We start from the raw sequence: 14,422 nt of genomic DNA, 5'->3' as shown, positions 1-14,422 counted from the left end.
TCGTGACTCCATGGTCGCGGGCGGCCTCGCGGAGTGGCCAGCTTTCCGGCTTGCTTCTCACATTTTGAGACGGCAGTATCAGAGCATGGACACATCTGGACATCTGGACCCGTCCGGCGCGCCCTTGGGCAGCCCGCTGGGCGGGCAGGGCACGGGCGAGGCCCTGCTGCTCAGCTCGGCCGCCGCCCCCAGCGGCGTGGGCGTCGTGGACAAGGCGTCCATGATCCTCGACGCCCTGGAGGCGGGACCGGCGACCCTGGCCCAGCTGGTGAGCGCCACCGGTCTGGCGCGGCCCACCGTGCACCGGCTCGCCGTGGCCCTGGCCCACCACCGGTTCGTGGGCCGGGACATGCAGGGCCGCTTCGTGCTCGGGTCCCGGCTCGTGGAGCTGGCCTCCGCCGCCGGCGAGGACCGGCTGATCGCCGCCGCCGGCCCCGTGCTCGTCAACCTGCGCGACGCGACCGGGGAGTCCGCGCAGATCTTCCGCCGGCAGGGCGACTGGCGCGTGTGCGTGGCCTCGGCCGAGCGGCCGATCGGGCTGCGGGACACGATCCCCGTGGGCACGCAGCTGTCGATGAAGGCGGGGTCGGCCGCGCAGGTGCTCGTCGCGTGGGAGGACCACGACCGGCTGCTCGAGGGCCTGCGCCACGCACGGTTCTCCGCCACGGTGCTCGCCGGGGTGCGCCGCCGGGGCTGGGCCCAGTCGCTGGGCGAGCGCGAGCCGGGCATCGCCTCCGTGTCCGCGCCCGTGCGGGGGCCCTCCGGCCGCGTGATCGCGGCGGTGTCGATCTCCGGGCCGATCGAGCGGCTCACCCGCCAGCCCGGACGCCTGCACGCGGAGGTCGTGGTGCAGGCCGCCCGCCAGCTCACCGAGGCGGTGCGGGCCGCCGCGCACTAGACCCGCCGGACGCCGCAGCGGGCCCGGCCCGAGTGCTGCGCCCGGCGGCGCGCAGGAGCGCGCCCGGTGCCGTCGGGTGGTGCCCGCACCCGCGGGTGCAGGCGTTCCGTCCCCGCCGCGGAGCCCTCCCGGGCGCCCTGCGGCCGACCCGACCGGTCCGGCGCCGGATCCCTTGCCCGCGGATGCCGGCGGGAGTAGCCTGAGCGCCATCCGGCCAGGGGACCCACCAGGAGGTGGCGGCCATGGACGACCCGGTCCCGGTCCTGCTGCTCGCGACCAGCGACCCGGTCTCCCGGGGCATCCTGGGAGACCAGTTGCGCCGGCGCTACGGCGCCGACTACGAGGTCGTGGTCTGCGCCGACCACGCCCACGCCCGGGCGATCCTCCGAGGACTGCGGCGCTGGGGCCGCGCGGTGGCCCTCATCGTGGGGTGCTACGGCCCGGCGGACCGCGACGGGCTGGACCTCCTGCGGCGCGCCTACGCCGAGCACCCCGCCGCCAAGCGGGCCGTCGCGGTGACGTGGGGCGACTTCGCCAGCGGCCCCACCGTGTTCCGGGCCATCGCCCAGGGCCACGCCGACCTGCTCGTCCTGCGCCCCGAGCGCCCGCGCGACGAGGAGTTCCACGGCGCGATCACCGACGCCCTCGACGACTGGCACCTGGCCCAGGGCGGTGGGTTCGAGGCGGTCCGGATGATCGGGGACCAGCGCGACGAACGGGCCCACTCGCTGCGCGACACCCTGGTGCGCAACCACATCCCGGTGGGCTTCCACCCGGTCGGGTCCCCGGCCGCGCAGCGGATGCTGGAGAGCCTGGGGCTGCACGACCCGGCCCTGCCGGTCCTGGTGCTGCAGTTCACCTCGCCGCCGACGGTCCTGGAGGATCCCAGCGACCCGGAGATCGTGGAGGCGTTCGGGCTGAACCGGCCGCCGCCGACGGACAAGGTCTTCGACGTCGTCGTCGTCGGCGCCGGTCCCGCCGGGCTCGCCGCGGCGGTCTACGCCTCCTCCGAGGGCCTCTCCACCATGGTCGTGGAGCAGCAGGCCGTGGGCGGCCAGGCAGGCACCAGTTCGCTGATCCGCAACTACCCGGGCTTCTCCCGCGGGGTGAGCGGCGCCCACCTGGCCTTCCGCTCCTTCCAGCAGGCCTGGGTCTTCGGCACGGACTTCCTGTTCATGCGGCGGGTCGAGAGCCTCGAGGCCGACGGGGCCGTGCGCACGGTGACCACGTCCGACGGCGGCGTGGTGCGCGGGCGCACGGTGGTGGTGGCCACCGGCGTGGACTACCGGCGCCTCGGCGTGCCGCAGCTCGAGGCCCTGGTGGGCCGGGGCGTCTTCTACGGGGCCGCCGTCTCCGAGGCGCCGTCGCTGGCCGGGCAGCGCGCCTGCGTGGTGGGGGGCGGCAACTCGGCGGGGCAGGCGGCCCTGCACGTGGCGAAGTACGCGGAGCACGTGACGCTGCTGGTCCGGGGTCCCTCGCTCGCGGCCAGCATGTCCAGTTATCTCATCACCCAGCTCGAGGCGACCCGCAACGTGACGGTCCGCTACGGGACCTCGGTGGTGGGCGCCCGCGAGCAGGACGGGTGCCTCACCGCCGTCGTGGTCACGCCCACCGGCGGTCCCGGCGCCGTCCGTGCGGAGGCGGGCGCGGAGGTGGGCGCGGCGACGGCCCCGGAGGATCCCCCGGTGGAAGGCCCGGTGGAAGGCCCGGTGGAAGGCCCGGTGGAGGGCCCGGAGGAGATCGCGGCGTCCGCGCTGTTCGTGCTGATCGGCTCCGTGCCGCGGACGTCGTGGCTGCCCGGCTCGGTGCAGCGCGACCGCGCCGGGTTCCTGCGCACGGGCGGCACGGGAGGTCTCGCAGGTCCCGGGGACGGCGCACCGGCCAGGGCGCCGCTGCCCCTGGAGACCAGTCTTCCGGGCGTCTTCGCGATCGGGGACGTCCGGGCCGGCTCGGTCAAGCGCGTGGCGACCGCCGTCGGGGACGGCGCCACCGTGGTCTCGCTCCTGCACGGCTACCTGTCCGGGCATCCGCCGAACGCCCCGGCGTCTCCCCCGGCGTCTCCCCCGGCGTCTCCCCCGGTCGCTCCCCCGACCCCGCGCCCGGCCTCGGCGGCCGGCCGCGAGGAACCGGTCGGCGATGCGCTCCGCGACTGAGACCGCGCCGCTGATCCCGGCGATGCGTCGGTTGCTCTACGTCGCCGCCTTTCTCGTGTTCCTCGCCGGGCTGGTGCTGTTCGTCTTCCCGCTGCGCACGGCCGACTGGTTCGCCTGGACGATCGAGCCGCCGATGACCGCCGTGTTCCTCGGCGCGGCGTACTGGTCCAGCGCGCTCCTCGAGGTGGCGGGGGCCCGCTCCGCCGGCTGGGACCGGGCCAGGCTGGCCGTCTGGCCCGTGTTCGTCTTCACGACGCTGACCCTGGGGGTGACCCTGCTCCACCTGGACCGCTTCCACCTGTCGTCGGAGCACCCGCCCCTGGCCCGCTTCGCCACCTGGGCGTGGCTGGCGATCTACGCCGCCGTGCCCGTGGCCATGCTCGTCATCGGCCGGCTCCAGCTCCGCTCCCGGGCACCTGCCGCCCGTCCCGCGGCGGCCGGCACCCGGCTGCCGCGCGGGCTGCGGGTGCTCCTTGCCGCCGTCGCCGCCGTGCTGCTGGGCGTGGGCGTCGCGCTGCTGGTGCTGCCCGCGGCGGCGGCGGCGCTGTGGCCGTGGCCGCTGACCCCGCTCACGGCGAGAGCGGTCGGGGCGTGGCTGGTCGGGCTCGGCTGGGCCGCGGCCTACGCCCTGCGCCGCGGCGACGCCCTGACCGTCCGCCCCCTCGGCGTGGGCGCCCTGGCGTTCGCCCTCCTGCAGACGATCGCCCTGCTGAGGTACGGCGACGCCCTGACGTGGGCCGGCGCGCCCGCGATCGGCTTCGTCACCGTCCTGCTCACCATCGGCGCCGCGGGCGGATGGATCCTCGCGCTGCGCCCGGCGGCCGCTCGCCGCTGAGGGCCGCCCCGGGGCGGGCGGCGCTCCGGGTTCCCGGTCCGCCGCGCCCGGCCACGGGGTCAACCGGCGGGGACCGACCCCGCGGACGGTGCGGACCCCGCGGGGCGTGCCGCCGGGATCAGCCGCGCAGCGCGGCGAGGGCCTCACGGAAGGCCGTGTGGGCCTGCAGCTCCGCCCGCACCGGTTCGACGACGGTGCGCCGGCCCGCCCCGGCCACCGAGGCCCGCAGCTTCCGCCGGACCGTGCGCTCGCGCAGCCGGGCGCCGAAGCCGGCGAGGATGCGCCCGGTCAGCGCCAGGAACAGCCCGGTCACGACCCCGGCGAGCACGAGCAGGGTGGGCACCGGCAGCGGGAAGCCCTCGACGGTGGGGGGCGGGGGCACGGGGATCTGGAAGTACTCCAGGAGGAACAGCCCCAGCAGCCACACGAGGCCGGCCACCACGGCGAGCATCGCGAGCCACTGCAGCACGTCGAAGAGGAACCACCACCAGACTCCTCTCCGGGACCGGAAGTCGGTGCCGGCGATGGCCTGGTCGAGGGCGTCGGGCAGCCGGTCCTCGTGGGTGCGGGCGGCCTGGCGCACCGACCGGGTCCACGGCTCGGCGGCCCCGGCCGCGGCGTCGTGGGCGAAGCCGCGCACGGCGGAGTCGGCGGCCGCCCGCTGGGCGGCGCCCATCGGCGGCAGCGAGGTCCGGTTGACCTCGGGGTTCACCGCGTCCCCCCGGTCCAGGTTGAGCCGGCGCATGGGGTCCTTGCGGAACTTCAGCAGCCACCGGGTGGCGATCCACCCGGTGTGCCCGGCGGCGTGCAGGGCGTAGGACCTCCCGGCCGCCCGCGCGATGCCCGGGACGTTGGCGGCCTGGGCGAGGCCGTCGGTGAGCCGGTCCTCCGACTCCGGCGTGATCCCGGCGGGCTCCCCCTCGCCGGAGGCCAGCGCGAGCCGCTCGGCGGCGTCGGTGACGTCGGCGTCGAGCCGGGCCCCGGCGGCGGCCTTCGTGTCCGCGACCTGGCGGATCCGGGAGCGCAGGGACTCGACGCCCTCCCCCGTCAGGGCGGAGACGGCCACGGGCTTCGAGAGCCCGGTGGTGGGCAGCCCGTCCTGGGCCACGAGCTCCGCGAGCGAGGCCATCACGGCGGGGACCTCGGCGGCGGGCAGGCGGTCCACCTGGTTCATGACGACCATGGTCACGGCTCCGTGGCGGGCCAGCGGGGCGATGAACTCCTGGTGGATGATCGCGTCCGCGTACTTCTGCGGGTCCACGACCCACACCACCACGTCGACCATCCCGACCAGCCGCTGCACGATCGTGCGGTGGTGCAGGCTCACCGAGTCGAAGTCCGGGAGGTCCAGCAGGATGAGCCCGCCGGGTCCCTCCGGAGCGGATCCCCCGGTGAGCCGTTCCCGCACGCGCGTCCACCGCCCGGCGTCCTCCGCGCCCGCGGGCAGCGGGGTGTCCACGTGGTGCCGCTGGGAGACGTCCAGCCAGTCCAGCAGGGCCTGGCTGCCCGGTTCGCCCCACACCGCGGCCAGCGGCTCCGAGGTGGTGGGGCGGCGGGCGGCGGCACGGGCGATCTCCCGGCCCACCACGGCGTTGAACAGCGTCGACTTCCCGGACCCGGTGGCGCCGAAGAAGCCCACCACGGTGTGGTCGGCGGACAGCGAGCGGCGCTCCGCGGCGCGCGCCAGGACGGTGCGCGCCGCGGCGACGGCCTCGTCGTCGAGCCGTCCGTCGGCGAGGTCCGCGGCGCGGGCGAGGGCGGGCAGCCGCTCGGAGAGGGTCGGGACCGGCCGGCGGGCCGGGCTCACGGGGTCTCCCCCAGGGTCCGGGCGGCGGCGCGGATCCGCTCGGCGGCGGCCTTCAGCTCGTCCGCCCCGGGGTGTCCGTCCAGGACGTCGAGGCGCCGCAGGAACACGGACGCCTGCTCGTCCAGCAGCGCGGAGATGCGCGCCTCGAGGTTCCGGCGGGCGTCCTCGGCCATCCGCCGCACGGCGTCCTCGCCGAACACGGCCTCGAGCAGCTTGGTGCCGACCACCCCGGAGCCGCCGGCGATGCCGACCTCCAGGCCGGTGAGCCCGCCCGTCATCGAGAACACCCCGATCATCAGGATCACGGTCAGCGCGTTGACCCCGAGCGACATGGCCCGCGCCTTCGTCCGCTTGTCGGCGCCCTCCCGCTGGATCAGCTCCATGAGGTCGCCCTGCCAGGCCCGGACCTGCTCGGCCGTGCGCTGCCGGAAGTCGGGGGGCAGGGAGCCCAGGTCGGAGCCGCCGAGCAGCACGCGGCCGGCCGGCTCGTCCTGCCACCTGCGCTCGGCGGTCTCGGAGGCGCGCGCGGCCTCCTCGACGATGACGGTCTGCAGACCGGTCTCGATGGCCTCCTCGACCTGCACCTCCGGGGCCGGCTTGCCGCTGAAGAAGGCGGTGAGCCGGTCGCGGACCCGGCCGATGCCTGCCTCCAGGTTGCGGAAGAACTCCCCGGTGCCCACGAAGTCCTGCCAGCGGGCGAGGACCTCGCCGCGGAGCAGGGTGCCGTCCCGGGTCGAGTCGATCACGGAGGCCAGCGCCTCGTCGAAGGCGCGGTCCACGTCGTGGCGCAGCTGCGCCCCGGCCCGCTGCTGGGAGAGCACGGCGTTCCCGGCGGCGTCGGTGCGCTCGGCGATGGAGCGCACCGCCCCGCCGAGGGTGCGCCGGGCGATCTCCGAGCGCGTGGCCGCGTCCCGGCCGAGCTCGGCGAGGAAGTCCACGACGGGGGCGACGACGTGGGGCGGGAGCATGCCGGTCTCGTTGAGCGGGAACTCCGGGACCGTGAAGACCGGGGCGTCGCCGAGCCCCCGGTCGCTGAGCATCCGCCGGAGGTCCTCCTCGATCTCGGCCTCGAGCCCGAGCGGGACGCGGTCGAGGACCACGGCCACGGTGATGTCCCGCCCGGCGGCCTCCACCAGCAGCCGCCACGGGACGGCGTCCGCGTAGCGGTTGGCGGTGGTGACGAACAGCCAGAGATCGGCGGCGGCCAGCAGCTGGCCGGCGAGGCGTCGGTTCTCGTCGGAGATCGAGTCGACGTCGGGGGCGTCGAGCAGGGCGACGCCCTCGGGGATGCGGGGCTCGGCCAGCAGCACGAGTGCCTGGCCGTCCGCGGTGCCGGGCAGCGCGGACGGGGACGCGGTGTCCGCGGCGGTGGTGCCCGGCGGGGTGACCTTCCGGGCGTGGATCCGGCTCAGGTGCGGGAGCACCCGCTGGGTCGAGAACGCCTCGGCGTCGCGGGGGTGGTGGACCAGGATCGGTTGGCGGGTGGTCGGGCGGATCGCCCCCGCACGCGTGACGGGGTGACCCACCACCGCGTTGACGAGGGTGGACTTCCCCGCGCCCGTGGACCCGCCGACCACCGCGAGCAGCGGGGCGTCGAGGGAGCGCACCCGCGGCAGGACGTAGTCGTCCAGCTGGTCCACGGCGCGGTCGATGTCCTCCCGCTCGCGCAGCACGTTCGTGGTGGACAGCGGCAGGCTCGAGGCCGCGAGCAGGTCCCGCGCGTGCTCGAGGGCCCTGAGGGTCTCTGTCTGATCGGTCACCCGCTCATTGTGCCAGTCAGCCTGCTGTGCACCTACGGGGCCTCCCCGGCTCAGCCCATGCGCACGGCGATCTTGCCGCGGACGTGGCCCTCCTGGCTGAGCCGGTAGGCCTCGGCGGCCTCGGCGAGGGGCATGCTGCGGGCGAGCTCGATGCGCAGCGCGCCCCGGTCCACGAGCCGGCTCAGCTCCGTGAGGTCCTCGGCGGAGGGCCGCACCCACATCCACGTCCCGCCGTGGGCCTCCACGGCGTCGTCGGCCACGGAGGCGTGCCGCCCGCCGTCCTTCAGGACCGCGAGCGTCTGCTCGACGACCCCGCCGACGAGGTCGACCACGACGTCCACGCCCTCCGGCGCGAGCTCCCGGACCCGCTCGGGCAGCCCGTCCCCGTAGACCACCGGCTCCGCGCCCAGGCCTCGCAGGTAGTCGTGGTTGGTCTCCGAGGCGGTGCCGATGACCCGGGCTCCCCGGGCCACCGCGAGCTGCACGGCATAGCCGCCCACGCCGCCGGAGGCGTTGTGCACCAGCACGGTCTGGTCCGCGGCGACCTCCAGGCGGCCCAGGACCTGGTAGGCCGTCAGGCCGGCCAGCGGGAGCGACGCCGCCCGGTCCCAGTCCACCGAGGCGGGCTTCGGCGCGAGCAGCCGGGACGGCAGGGCGACGTACTCGGCCATCGTGCCGCCGTGCACCCAGTCCGTGCGCGCATAGGAGATCACCTCGTCCCCGGGCGCCCACTCGGGCACGTCGATGCCGGCCGACTCCACGACCCCGGACACGTCCCAACCGGGCACCACCGGGAACTGCACCTCCAGGAGCGGGTCGAGATTGCCGGCCATGATCTGCCAGTCGACCGGGTTGACCGCGGCGCTGCGCACCCGCACGAGCACCCAGCCCGGGGGCACCTTGGGCTCGGGGAGGTCGGTGAGCTCGAGGACTTCGGGGCCGCCGTAGCGGGCGTACGTCAATGCCTTCATGCTCCGGGCAACCGGGGGCCGCGGGGGCCTATTCCCGGGGGCCGGTCAGCGGCCCGGTTCCCGCCGGTGGTCCGTGGCGTAGGCGGCGAAGACCTCCTCGGGGGTCGTCCCCGTGCTGACGAACTCCTCCCGCAGCTTCTGCCCCAGCTGCTCGAGGGCCAGGCCGAGGCGGCGGGCGCTCGTGCACACCTCCGGCGAGGGGGACGCGGCGGCGCGGTCGCGCAGCTCGAGCGCATAGGACAGCTGCCGGGCCAGGGAGAGGTCCGGGTCCTCCTCCTGGAAGTAGTAGGTCTCCCCGTGCTGGGTGAAGTCGATCCGCGCCTTCGCCACCTCCGCGGCGAGGCCGTCCAGCACCCGGGCCACCGTCACGGGGTCCTCCCGGGCGATCCCGTCGGCGTAGCCGACGTCGGACAGGGCCTTCAGCTCCAGGGCCAGGGAACGGCGGCGGGACAGCGGCGGATAGATCTGCGTGAACCACGTCAGGGCCGCGGTGAGCAGGGCGAACCCGGTCAGCGCCTCCAGCGGGGTGGCCAGCCGGACCCAGGGGTCGGTGGCCACGACGTCGCCGAACCCCAGCGTCGCCAGCGTCACCAGGGAGATGTAGAGCGCGTCGAGGGCATCGGGGTAGTCGACCGGGTTCACCCCGGGCGAGTACGTGAACCCCTGGGGGACGTGCGGCAGATAGACCAGCGCCCACCCGACCCCCTGCATCAGCACCCAGAGGAGGACCACCGTGATCATCGACCCCGGGCCCACGGCCGAGCCGAAGCGGTGCCCGGTGAGCCGGGAGATCCGCCAGACGACCGTCTGCACCCGGCCACCGATCGCGCCCGTTCCACTGGGGTGCAGCAGGCTGTGGTACATGTCCCAGAGGCCGACCAGGACGATCGTGATCCCCAGCACCGTCAGCAGCACGCCCACGTCGTCGCTCCGTTCCTGTTCGCGCGGATCCTTCCCCGCCGACCCTACCCGGCGCCGCCCGCGAGGGCGGGTCCCTCGCCGGCCCCGCCCGGCCCTGCCCGGCCCTGCCCTGCCCAGCCTTGCCCTGCCCGGCCCTGCCCGGCCCTGCCCGGCCTTGCCCGGACGACCATCAGCAGGGTTACGGTAGGGGGGCGCGGTCCGGACGGGCACCGCGGCTCGCCCGGACACCGGAGGCGGACACCCGAGGCGAACACCGAGGAGGAACACCGATGGACGTCAATCTGCTGCTGACCCTGTTCGCCGGGGCGATCCTGGTGCTGTCCACGTTCTCCACCCTGTTCCAGCGACTCAGCCTGCCCGGCCCCCTGCTGGCGCTCGCCTTCGGCGTGCTGATCGGCCCCCACGCTCTGGGCCTGCTGCGGATGGAGGACTTCGGGGTGCCCCAGGGGACCCTGCTCGAGCAGGCGGCCCGGATCACCCTGGCCGTTGGCCTGGCCGGGGTCGCGCTGCGCCTGCCGCACGGCTACTGGCGCAAGAACCTCCGCTGGATCGCGGTGATCATCGGCCTGGGCATGGCCCTGATGCTCGTGGTCGCCACCGGGGTGCTGTGGTGGGGACTGGGAGTCCCCTTCCTGGTGGCCCTGCTCGTCGGGGCGATCGTCACGCCGACCGACCCGGTGGTCACCACCCCGATCGTCACCGGCTCCATGGCCGAGGAGAAGGTCACCGAGCGGGTGCGGCACAACATCTCCGCCGAGAGCGGGCTCAACGACGGACTGGGCTACTTCTTCGTCATGCTGCCCGTGCTGCTGCTGACCGCACCGGACACGGCGTGGCAGGAGCTGCTCACGAAGGTCCTGCTGCGGGAGGTGCTCGGGGCGGCCGTCATCGGCGTCCTGGCCGGGTACCTGCTGGGGAAGCTGTTCGTGTTCGTGCAGGACAAGGGGCTGATGGAGGAGAGCTCCTATCTGGCCTTCGTCGTGCCCCTGGCCCTGCTGCTGCTCGGCGCCGGCAAGCTGCTGGGCACCGACGCCGTCCTGGTGGTCTTCGTGGGCGTCGCCGTGTTCGGGCAGGTCATCCCCCAGCGGGAGGAGGAGCAGGAGGACCGCGTCCAGGACGCCGTCTCCCGTCTCTTCCTGCTGCCGATCTTCGTGCTGCTGGGCATGGCCCTGCCCCTGGCCGAATGGGCCGCCCTGGGCTGGGGCCCGCCCGTGATCCTGCTCGCGGCCGTGCTGGTGCGCCGGCTGGTCACCGTGTGGATGCTGCGGCCGCTGTTCACGAGCCTGCACGACCGGTCCGAGACGGTCTTCCTGAGCTGGTTCGCCCCGGTGGGGGTCTCCGCGCTGTTCTACGCCACCCTGGCCGAGCGCCACACCGGCCAGCACGAGGTCTTCGTCTACACCACCCTGGCCATCACCGCCTCCGTCGTGGTGCACGGACTCACCTCCGCGCCGCTGAGCGCCTGGCTGCAGCACCACGAGCCGCAACTGAATGAGGAGGAGCACTCCGCATGACCACGCCCCGCACCGTTCCCGTCCCCCGAAAGAAGTGTGATCGACATGTGGTTTGACGGCTGGCCCCAGCTCCTGCGCATCGTGGTGGTCGGCGCGGCGGCCTACGCCTCGCTGGTCGTGTGCCTCCGGGTCTCCGGCAAGCGCACGCTCGCCCAGCTCAACGTCTTCGACTTCGTCGTGACCGTCGCCCTGGGCTCCACGCTGGCGACCATCTTCCTGAGCACGGACGTCTCCTGGGCGGAGGGCGTCACCGCGTTCGGCGTCCTGGCCGGGCTGCAGCTGCTCGTGGCCTGGATCTCCTCCCGCTGGCCGCGCGTGCGCGGCGTCTTCACCGCCGAGCCGGCGCTGCTGCTCGCCGAGGGGCGGATCCGCCACGAGGCGCTGCGGCAGAACCGGCTCACCGAGTCCGAGCTGCGCCAGGCCGTGCGGATGCAGGGCACGGGCGACCTCTCCCGGGTCGAGGCCGTCGTGCTCGAGACCAACGGCAAGCTGAGCGTCATCACGTCGAGCAAGTACGGCGACGGGTCCGCGCTCGAGGACGTCCGGGGCCTCGCGACCCTGCGCGGTGACAGTGGCCGGGACGGATCGGGGCCGGGGGCGCCATGATCCCGAACCCTGTGTCCGGGGACACCAGGATCCGGACCAAGGGCCGGGTGGGCACGGCCCTTCAGGAGTAACGGCCACCCAGGAACAGCGGGCGCCGGGGTTCCCTGCCGTCGCCGGCAGGGTTACCGTCGGACGGACAGGCTGTGGGGCCGCCTCGCCCGCACGGCACAGCCCCGGCACCGGGGCACGGGGTCAGCATGGTCGATCGCATCGCGCAGATCTGGGGGACGCGCACGCCCTTCGCCCGAGGACAGCGGTGGCCCGTGCGGGTCGACCAGGTCCTGGCCGAGGGACCGGCCGAGGCGGACGTGGAGCGGTGGGTGCAGTCGGCGTGCGTGCTGTGCAGCAACGGCTGCGCCGTCGACATCGCGGTCAAGGACGACACCATGGTCGGGGTCCGGGGGCGGGCGGTGGACATCGTCAACCACGGCCGGCTGGGCCCGAAGGGCCTGTTCGCCTCCTGACAGGGCGTGAGCCACCGGGACCGCCTGACCCGTCCGCTGGTGCGCGAGAACGGGGAGCTCGTGGAGACCGACTGGGAGACGGCCATGGACCGGATCGTCACCCGCAGCAGGGCCCTGCTCGCGGAGCAGGGACCGCTCAGCCACGGCTTCTACACCTCCGGGCAGCTGTTCCTGGAGGAGTACTACGCCCTCGCGATCCTGGGCAAGGCCGGGATCGGCACCCCGCACATGGACGGCAACACCCGGCTGTGCACGGCCACGGCGGCGGCCATGAAGGAGTCCTTCGGCTCCGACGGCCAGCCGGGCAGCTACGTGGACATCGACGAGTGCGACGCGGTCTTCCTGTTCGGCCACAACATGGCCGAGACCCAGACGGTGCTGTGGGCGCGGGTGCTGGACCGACTGGCCGGCCCGGACCGGCCGCAGGTGGTCTGTGTGGACCCGCGCGAGACGGAGGTGGCCCGGCACGCCGACGTGCACCTGGCCGTGCGACCGGGCACCAACCTGGCGCTGAGGCACGGACTGATCCGCGAGGTCATCGCCCAGGGATGGATCGACGAGGACTGGGTCGCCGCCCACACGCTGCGCTTCGACGACCTGGCCGAGCAGATCGAGCCCTGGACCCCCGAGGCCGTGGCCGAGGAGTGCGGGGTGGCCGCGGCCGACGTCGTCGAGGCCGCCCGGATCTTCGGCACGTCCGAGCGCGTCCTGTCCACCGTGCTGCAGGGCTTCTGCCAGTCGGTCCAGGCCACCGCCTCGGCCTGCCAGGTCAACAACCTCCACCTGCTCCGGGGCCTGCTCGGGAGACCGGGCTGCGGGATCCTGCAGATGAACGGCCAGCCCACCGCCCAGGACACCCGCGAGTGCGGGGCCGACGGCGATCTGCCCGGGTTCCGCAACTGGGAGAACCCCGAGCACGTCCGGCAGCTGGCGGAGCTGTGGGACGTGGACGACGTCGTGATCCCCCACTGGGCCCCGCCCACGCACGCGGCCCAGATCTTCCGCTACGTCGAGCAGGGCTCCATCGAGTTCCTGTGGGTCTCGGCGACCAACCCGGCCGTGTCCATGCCCCAGCTGCCGCGCATCCGCGAGGTCCTCGAGCGGGAGGGCCTTTTCCTCGTGGTCCAGGACCTGTACCTCACCGAGACCGCCCGCTACGCCGACGTGGTGCTCCCGGCCGCGGCCTGGGGTGAGAAGACCGGCACCTTCACCAACGTCAACCGCACCGTGCACCTGTCCGAACAAGCCGTGTCCCCACCGGGGGAGGCCCGCAGCGACCTGGAGATCTTCCTGGACTACTCCCGGCGCATGGGCTTCCGCACCCGCTCGGGCCGCCCGCTGCTGGACTGGTCCGGCCCGGAGGACGGGTTCGACGCCTGGCGCGAGTGCTCCCGGGGCCGGCCCTGCGAGTACACGGGGCTCAGCTACGCGACGCTGCGCGGCGGCAGCGGGATCCCCTGGCCGGTCACCGAGGAGCAGCCCGACGGCACCGTTCGCCTCTACGAGGACGGCGTCTTCCCCACGGGTCCCGACGACAGCGAGACCTACGGGCACGACCTGACCACCGGCGCCACCGTGGGACCGCAGGCCTACCGGGCGATGCTCCCGGGCGGGAGGGCGGTCTTCAAGACCGCCCCCTACAGGGCCCCACGAGCCCCCGCGGCAGGAGTACCCCTTCCGCTACACCACGGGCCGGACCGTCTACCACTTCCACACCCGCACCAAGACCGGCCGGGCCCCGCAGCTGCAGGGTGCGGCGCCCGACGCGTGGGTGGAGATGTCCGTCTCCGACGTCGCGGCCCTGGGACTGACCCAGGGCGACGTGGTGCGGGTGGAGTCCCCCCGTGGCCACCTGACCGCCCCGGTGCGGGTCGGCGACGTGCGCTCCGGGACGGTGTTCGCGCCCTTCCACTACGGGTCCTGGGACCAGGAGGACCCCACCGGCCGGGACACGGGGCAGCGCCACCGCGCGGCCAACGAGCTGACCCTCACGGAGTGGGACCCCGTCTCGAAGCAGCCGGTGTTCAAGACCGCGGCCGTGCCTGTCACCAAGGTCGCCGACGCCACGGGACCGGTACCGGCTCCCACCACCACCGCCGCGCGCCGCGCCCGGGGCGACCGCACGGATGAAGCAGGCGGCCCCGCAGGCCCTGCTGGTGGCGGACCGAGCGCCGGACCGGGCGGGGCCCGCCCCGGCCGTGCGGTGCCTACTCCTCCCCCTCGCCCGGGCGGGTGCCCAGCAGGATGTTGAGGCCCCACCCCATGGCGGTGATCAGCACGATCGCCGCGGCCATCGAGACCAGTTCCACGGGCTCGGAGAGGATGCCGAGGCTGACGATCAACGTGGTGGCCCCGGCCGGTGGGTGCGGGTTCCTGACCGCGGTGAGGACCAGCGTGGTCAGCGCGACCGAAAGGGCCCGGCCAGCAGGTAGGCCGGGGTGAGCCCGTCGGACGGGACGGGCGGGTCGTCCTGCAGACCGAGGCCGTAGAGGA

10 protein-coding genes and 1 pseudogene are annotated in these 14,422 nt (G+C 74.6%); 6 read left to right on the top strand and 5 right to left on the bottom strand.

The window, feature by feature from the left end; genetic code table 11:
* Window positions 1–85 precede the first annotated feature (85 nt).
* The 3 genes from BJF77_RS05465 to BJF77_RS05455 all read left to right on the top strand — a co-directional run bounded on the left by BJF77_RS05465 (window position 86) and on the right by BJF77_RS05455 (window position 3,886).
* Window positions 86–898 (top strand): IclR family transcriptional regulator, encoded by an 813-nt coding sequence (locus BJF77_RS05465; RefSeq protein WP_255396145.1) that lies wholly within the window; start codon window positions 86–88, stop codon window positions 896–898.
* 242 nt (window positions 899–1,140) lie between these two features.
* On the top strand, window positions 1,141–3,051 hold the full coding sequence (locus tag BJF77_RS05460) for an FAD-dependent oxidoreductase (RefSeq protein WP_083664984.1): 1,911 nt from the start codon (window positions 1,141–1,143) through the stop codon (window positions 3,049–3,051).
* On the top strand, window positions 3,035–3,886 hold the full coding sequence (locus BJF77_RS05455; protein ID WP_075871526.1) for a hypothetical protein: 852 nt from the start codon (window positions 3,035–3,037) through the stop codon (window positions 3,884–3,886). The genes BJF77_RS05460 and BJF77_RS05455 overlap by 17 nt, the downstream gene beginning before the upstream one ends.
* A 118-nt stretch (window positions 3,887–4,004) precedes the next feature.
* Here the strand turns inward: BJF77_RS05455 and BJF77_RS05450 are convergent, their stop codons facing one another.
* The 4 genes from BJF77_RS05450 to BJF77_RS05435 are packed head-to-tail and all read right to left on the bottom strand — an operon-like array spanning window position 4,005 to window position 9,345.
* On the bottom strand, window positions 4,005–5,693 hold the full coding sequence (locus BJF77_RS05450; RefSeq protein WP_075871525.1) for a GTPase: 1,689 nt from the start codon (window positions 5,691–5,693) through the stop codon (window positions 4,005–4,007).
* On the bottom strand, window positions 5,690–7,453 hold the full coding sequence (locus BJF77_RS05445) for a dynamin family protein (protein ID WP_075871524.1): 1,764 nt from the start codon (window positions 7,451–7,453) through the stop codon (window positions 5,690–5,692). Before BJF77_RS05445 ends, BJF77_RS05450 begins: the two co-directional genes overlap by 4 nt.
* A gap of 50 nt (window positions 7,454–7,503) precedes the next feature.
* A complete protein-coding gene (locus BJF77_RS05440; protein ID WP_075871523.1) occupies window positions 7,504–8,424 on the bottom strand; it encodes an NADP-dependent oxidoreductase in 921 nt (306 codons plus the stop codon).
* Window positions 8,425–8,469: 45 nt separating this feature from the next.
* Window positions 8,470–9,345, bottom strand: coding sequence for a potassium channel family protein (locus BJF77_RS05435; RefSeq protein WP_053004694.1), 876 nt, complete (start codon window positions 9,343–9,345; stop codon window positions 8,470–8,472).
* A gap of 269 nt (window positions 9,346–9,614) precedes the next feature.
* On the opposite strand from BJF77_RS05435, the gene BJF77_RS05430 reads away from it, so the two are divergent.
* The 3 genes and pseudogenes from BJF77_RS05430 (at window position 9,615) to BJF77_RS05420 (ending at window position 14,180) form a co-directional block, all read left to right on the top strand.
* Complete coding sequence (locus BJF77_RS05430) at window positions 9,615–10,859, top strand: sodium:proton antiporter (protein WP_075871522.1); 1,245 nt, start codon at window positions 9,615–9,617, stop codon at window positions 10,857–10,859.
* 45 nt (window positions 10,860–10,904) lie between these two features.
* The gene (locus BJF77_RS05425) at window positions 10,905–11,465 is read left to right on the top strand and encodes a DUF421 domain-containing protein (RefSeq protein ID WP_075871548.1); all 561 of its coding nucleotides are present in this window, start codon (window positions 10,905–10,907) and stop codon (window positions 11,463–11,465) included.
* 197 nt (window positions 11,466–11,662) lie between these two features.
* Window positions 11,663–14,180 (top strand): annotated as a pseudogene (locus BJF77_RS05420) (molybdopterin oxidoreductase family protein).
* Here the strand turns inward: BJF77_RS05420 and BJF77_RS05415 are convergent.
* A complete protein-coding gene (locus BJF77_RS05415) occupies window positions 14,137–14,322 on the bottom strand; it encodes a hypothetical protein (protein ID WP_255396151.1) in 186 nt (61 codons plus the stop codon). The pseudogene BJF77_RS05420 and the gene BJF77_RS05415 sit on opposite strands and share 44 nt — an antisense overlap.
* Between the last annotated feature and the right edge of the window lie 100 nt (window positions 14,323–14,422).

Origin of the sequence: Kocuria sp. CNJ-770, from assembly GCF_001942375.1 — a bacterium.
Lineage (GTDB): Bacteria > Actinomycetota > Actinomycetes > Actinomycetales > Micrococcaceae > Kocuria > Kocuria oceani.
This window is presented reverse-complemented; position numbering and strand designations above follow the sequence as displayed.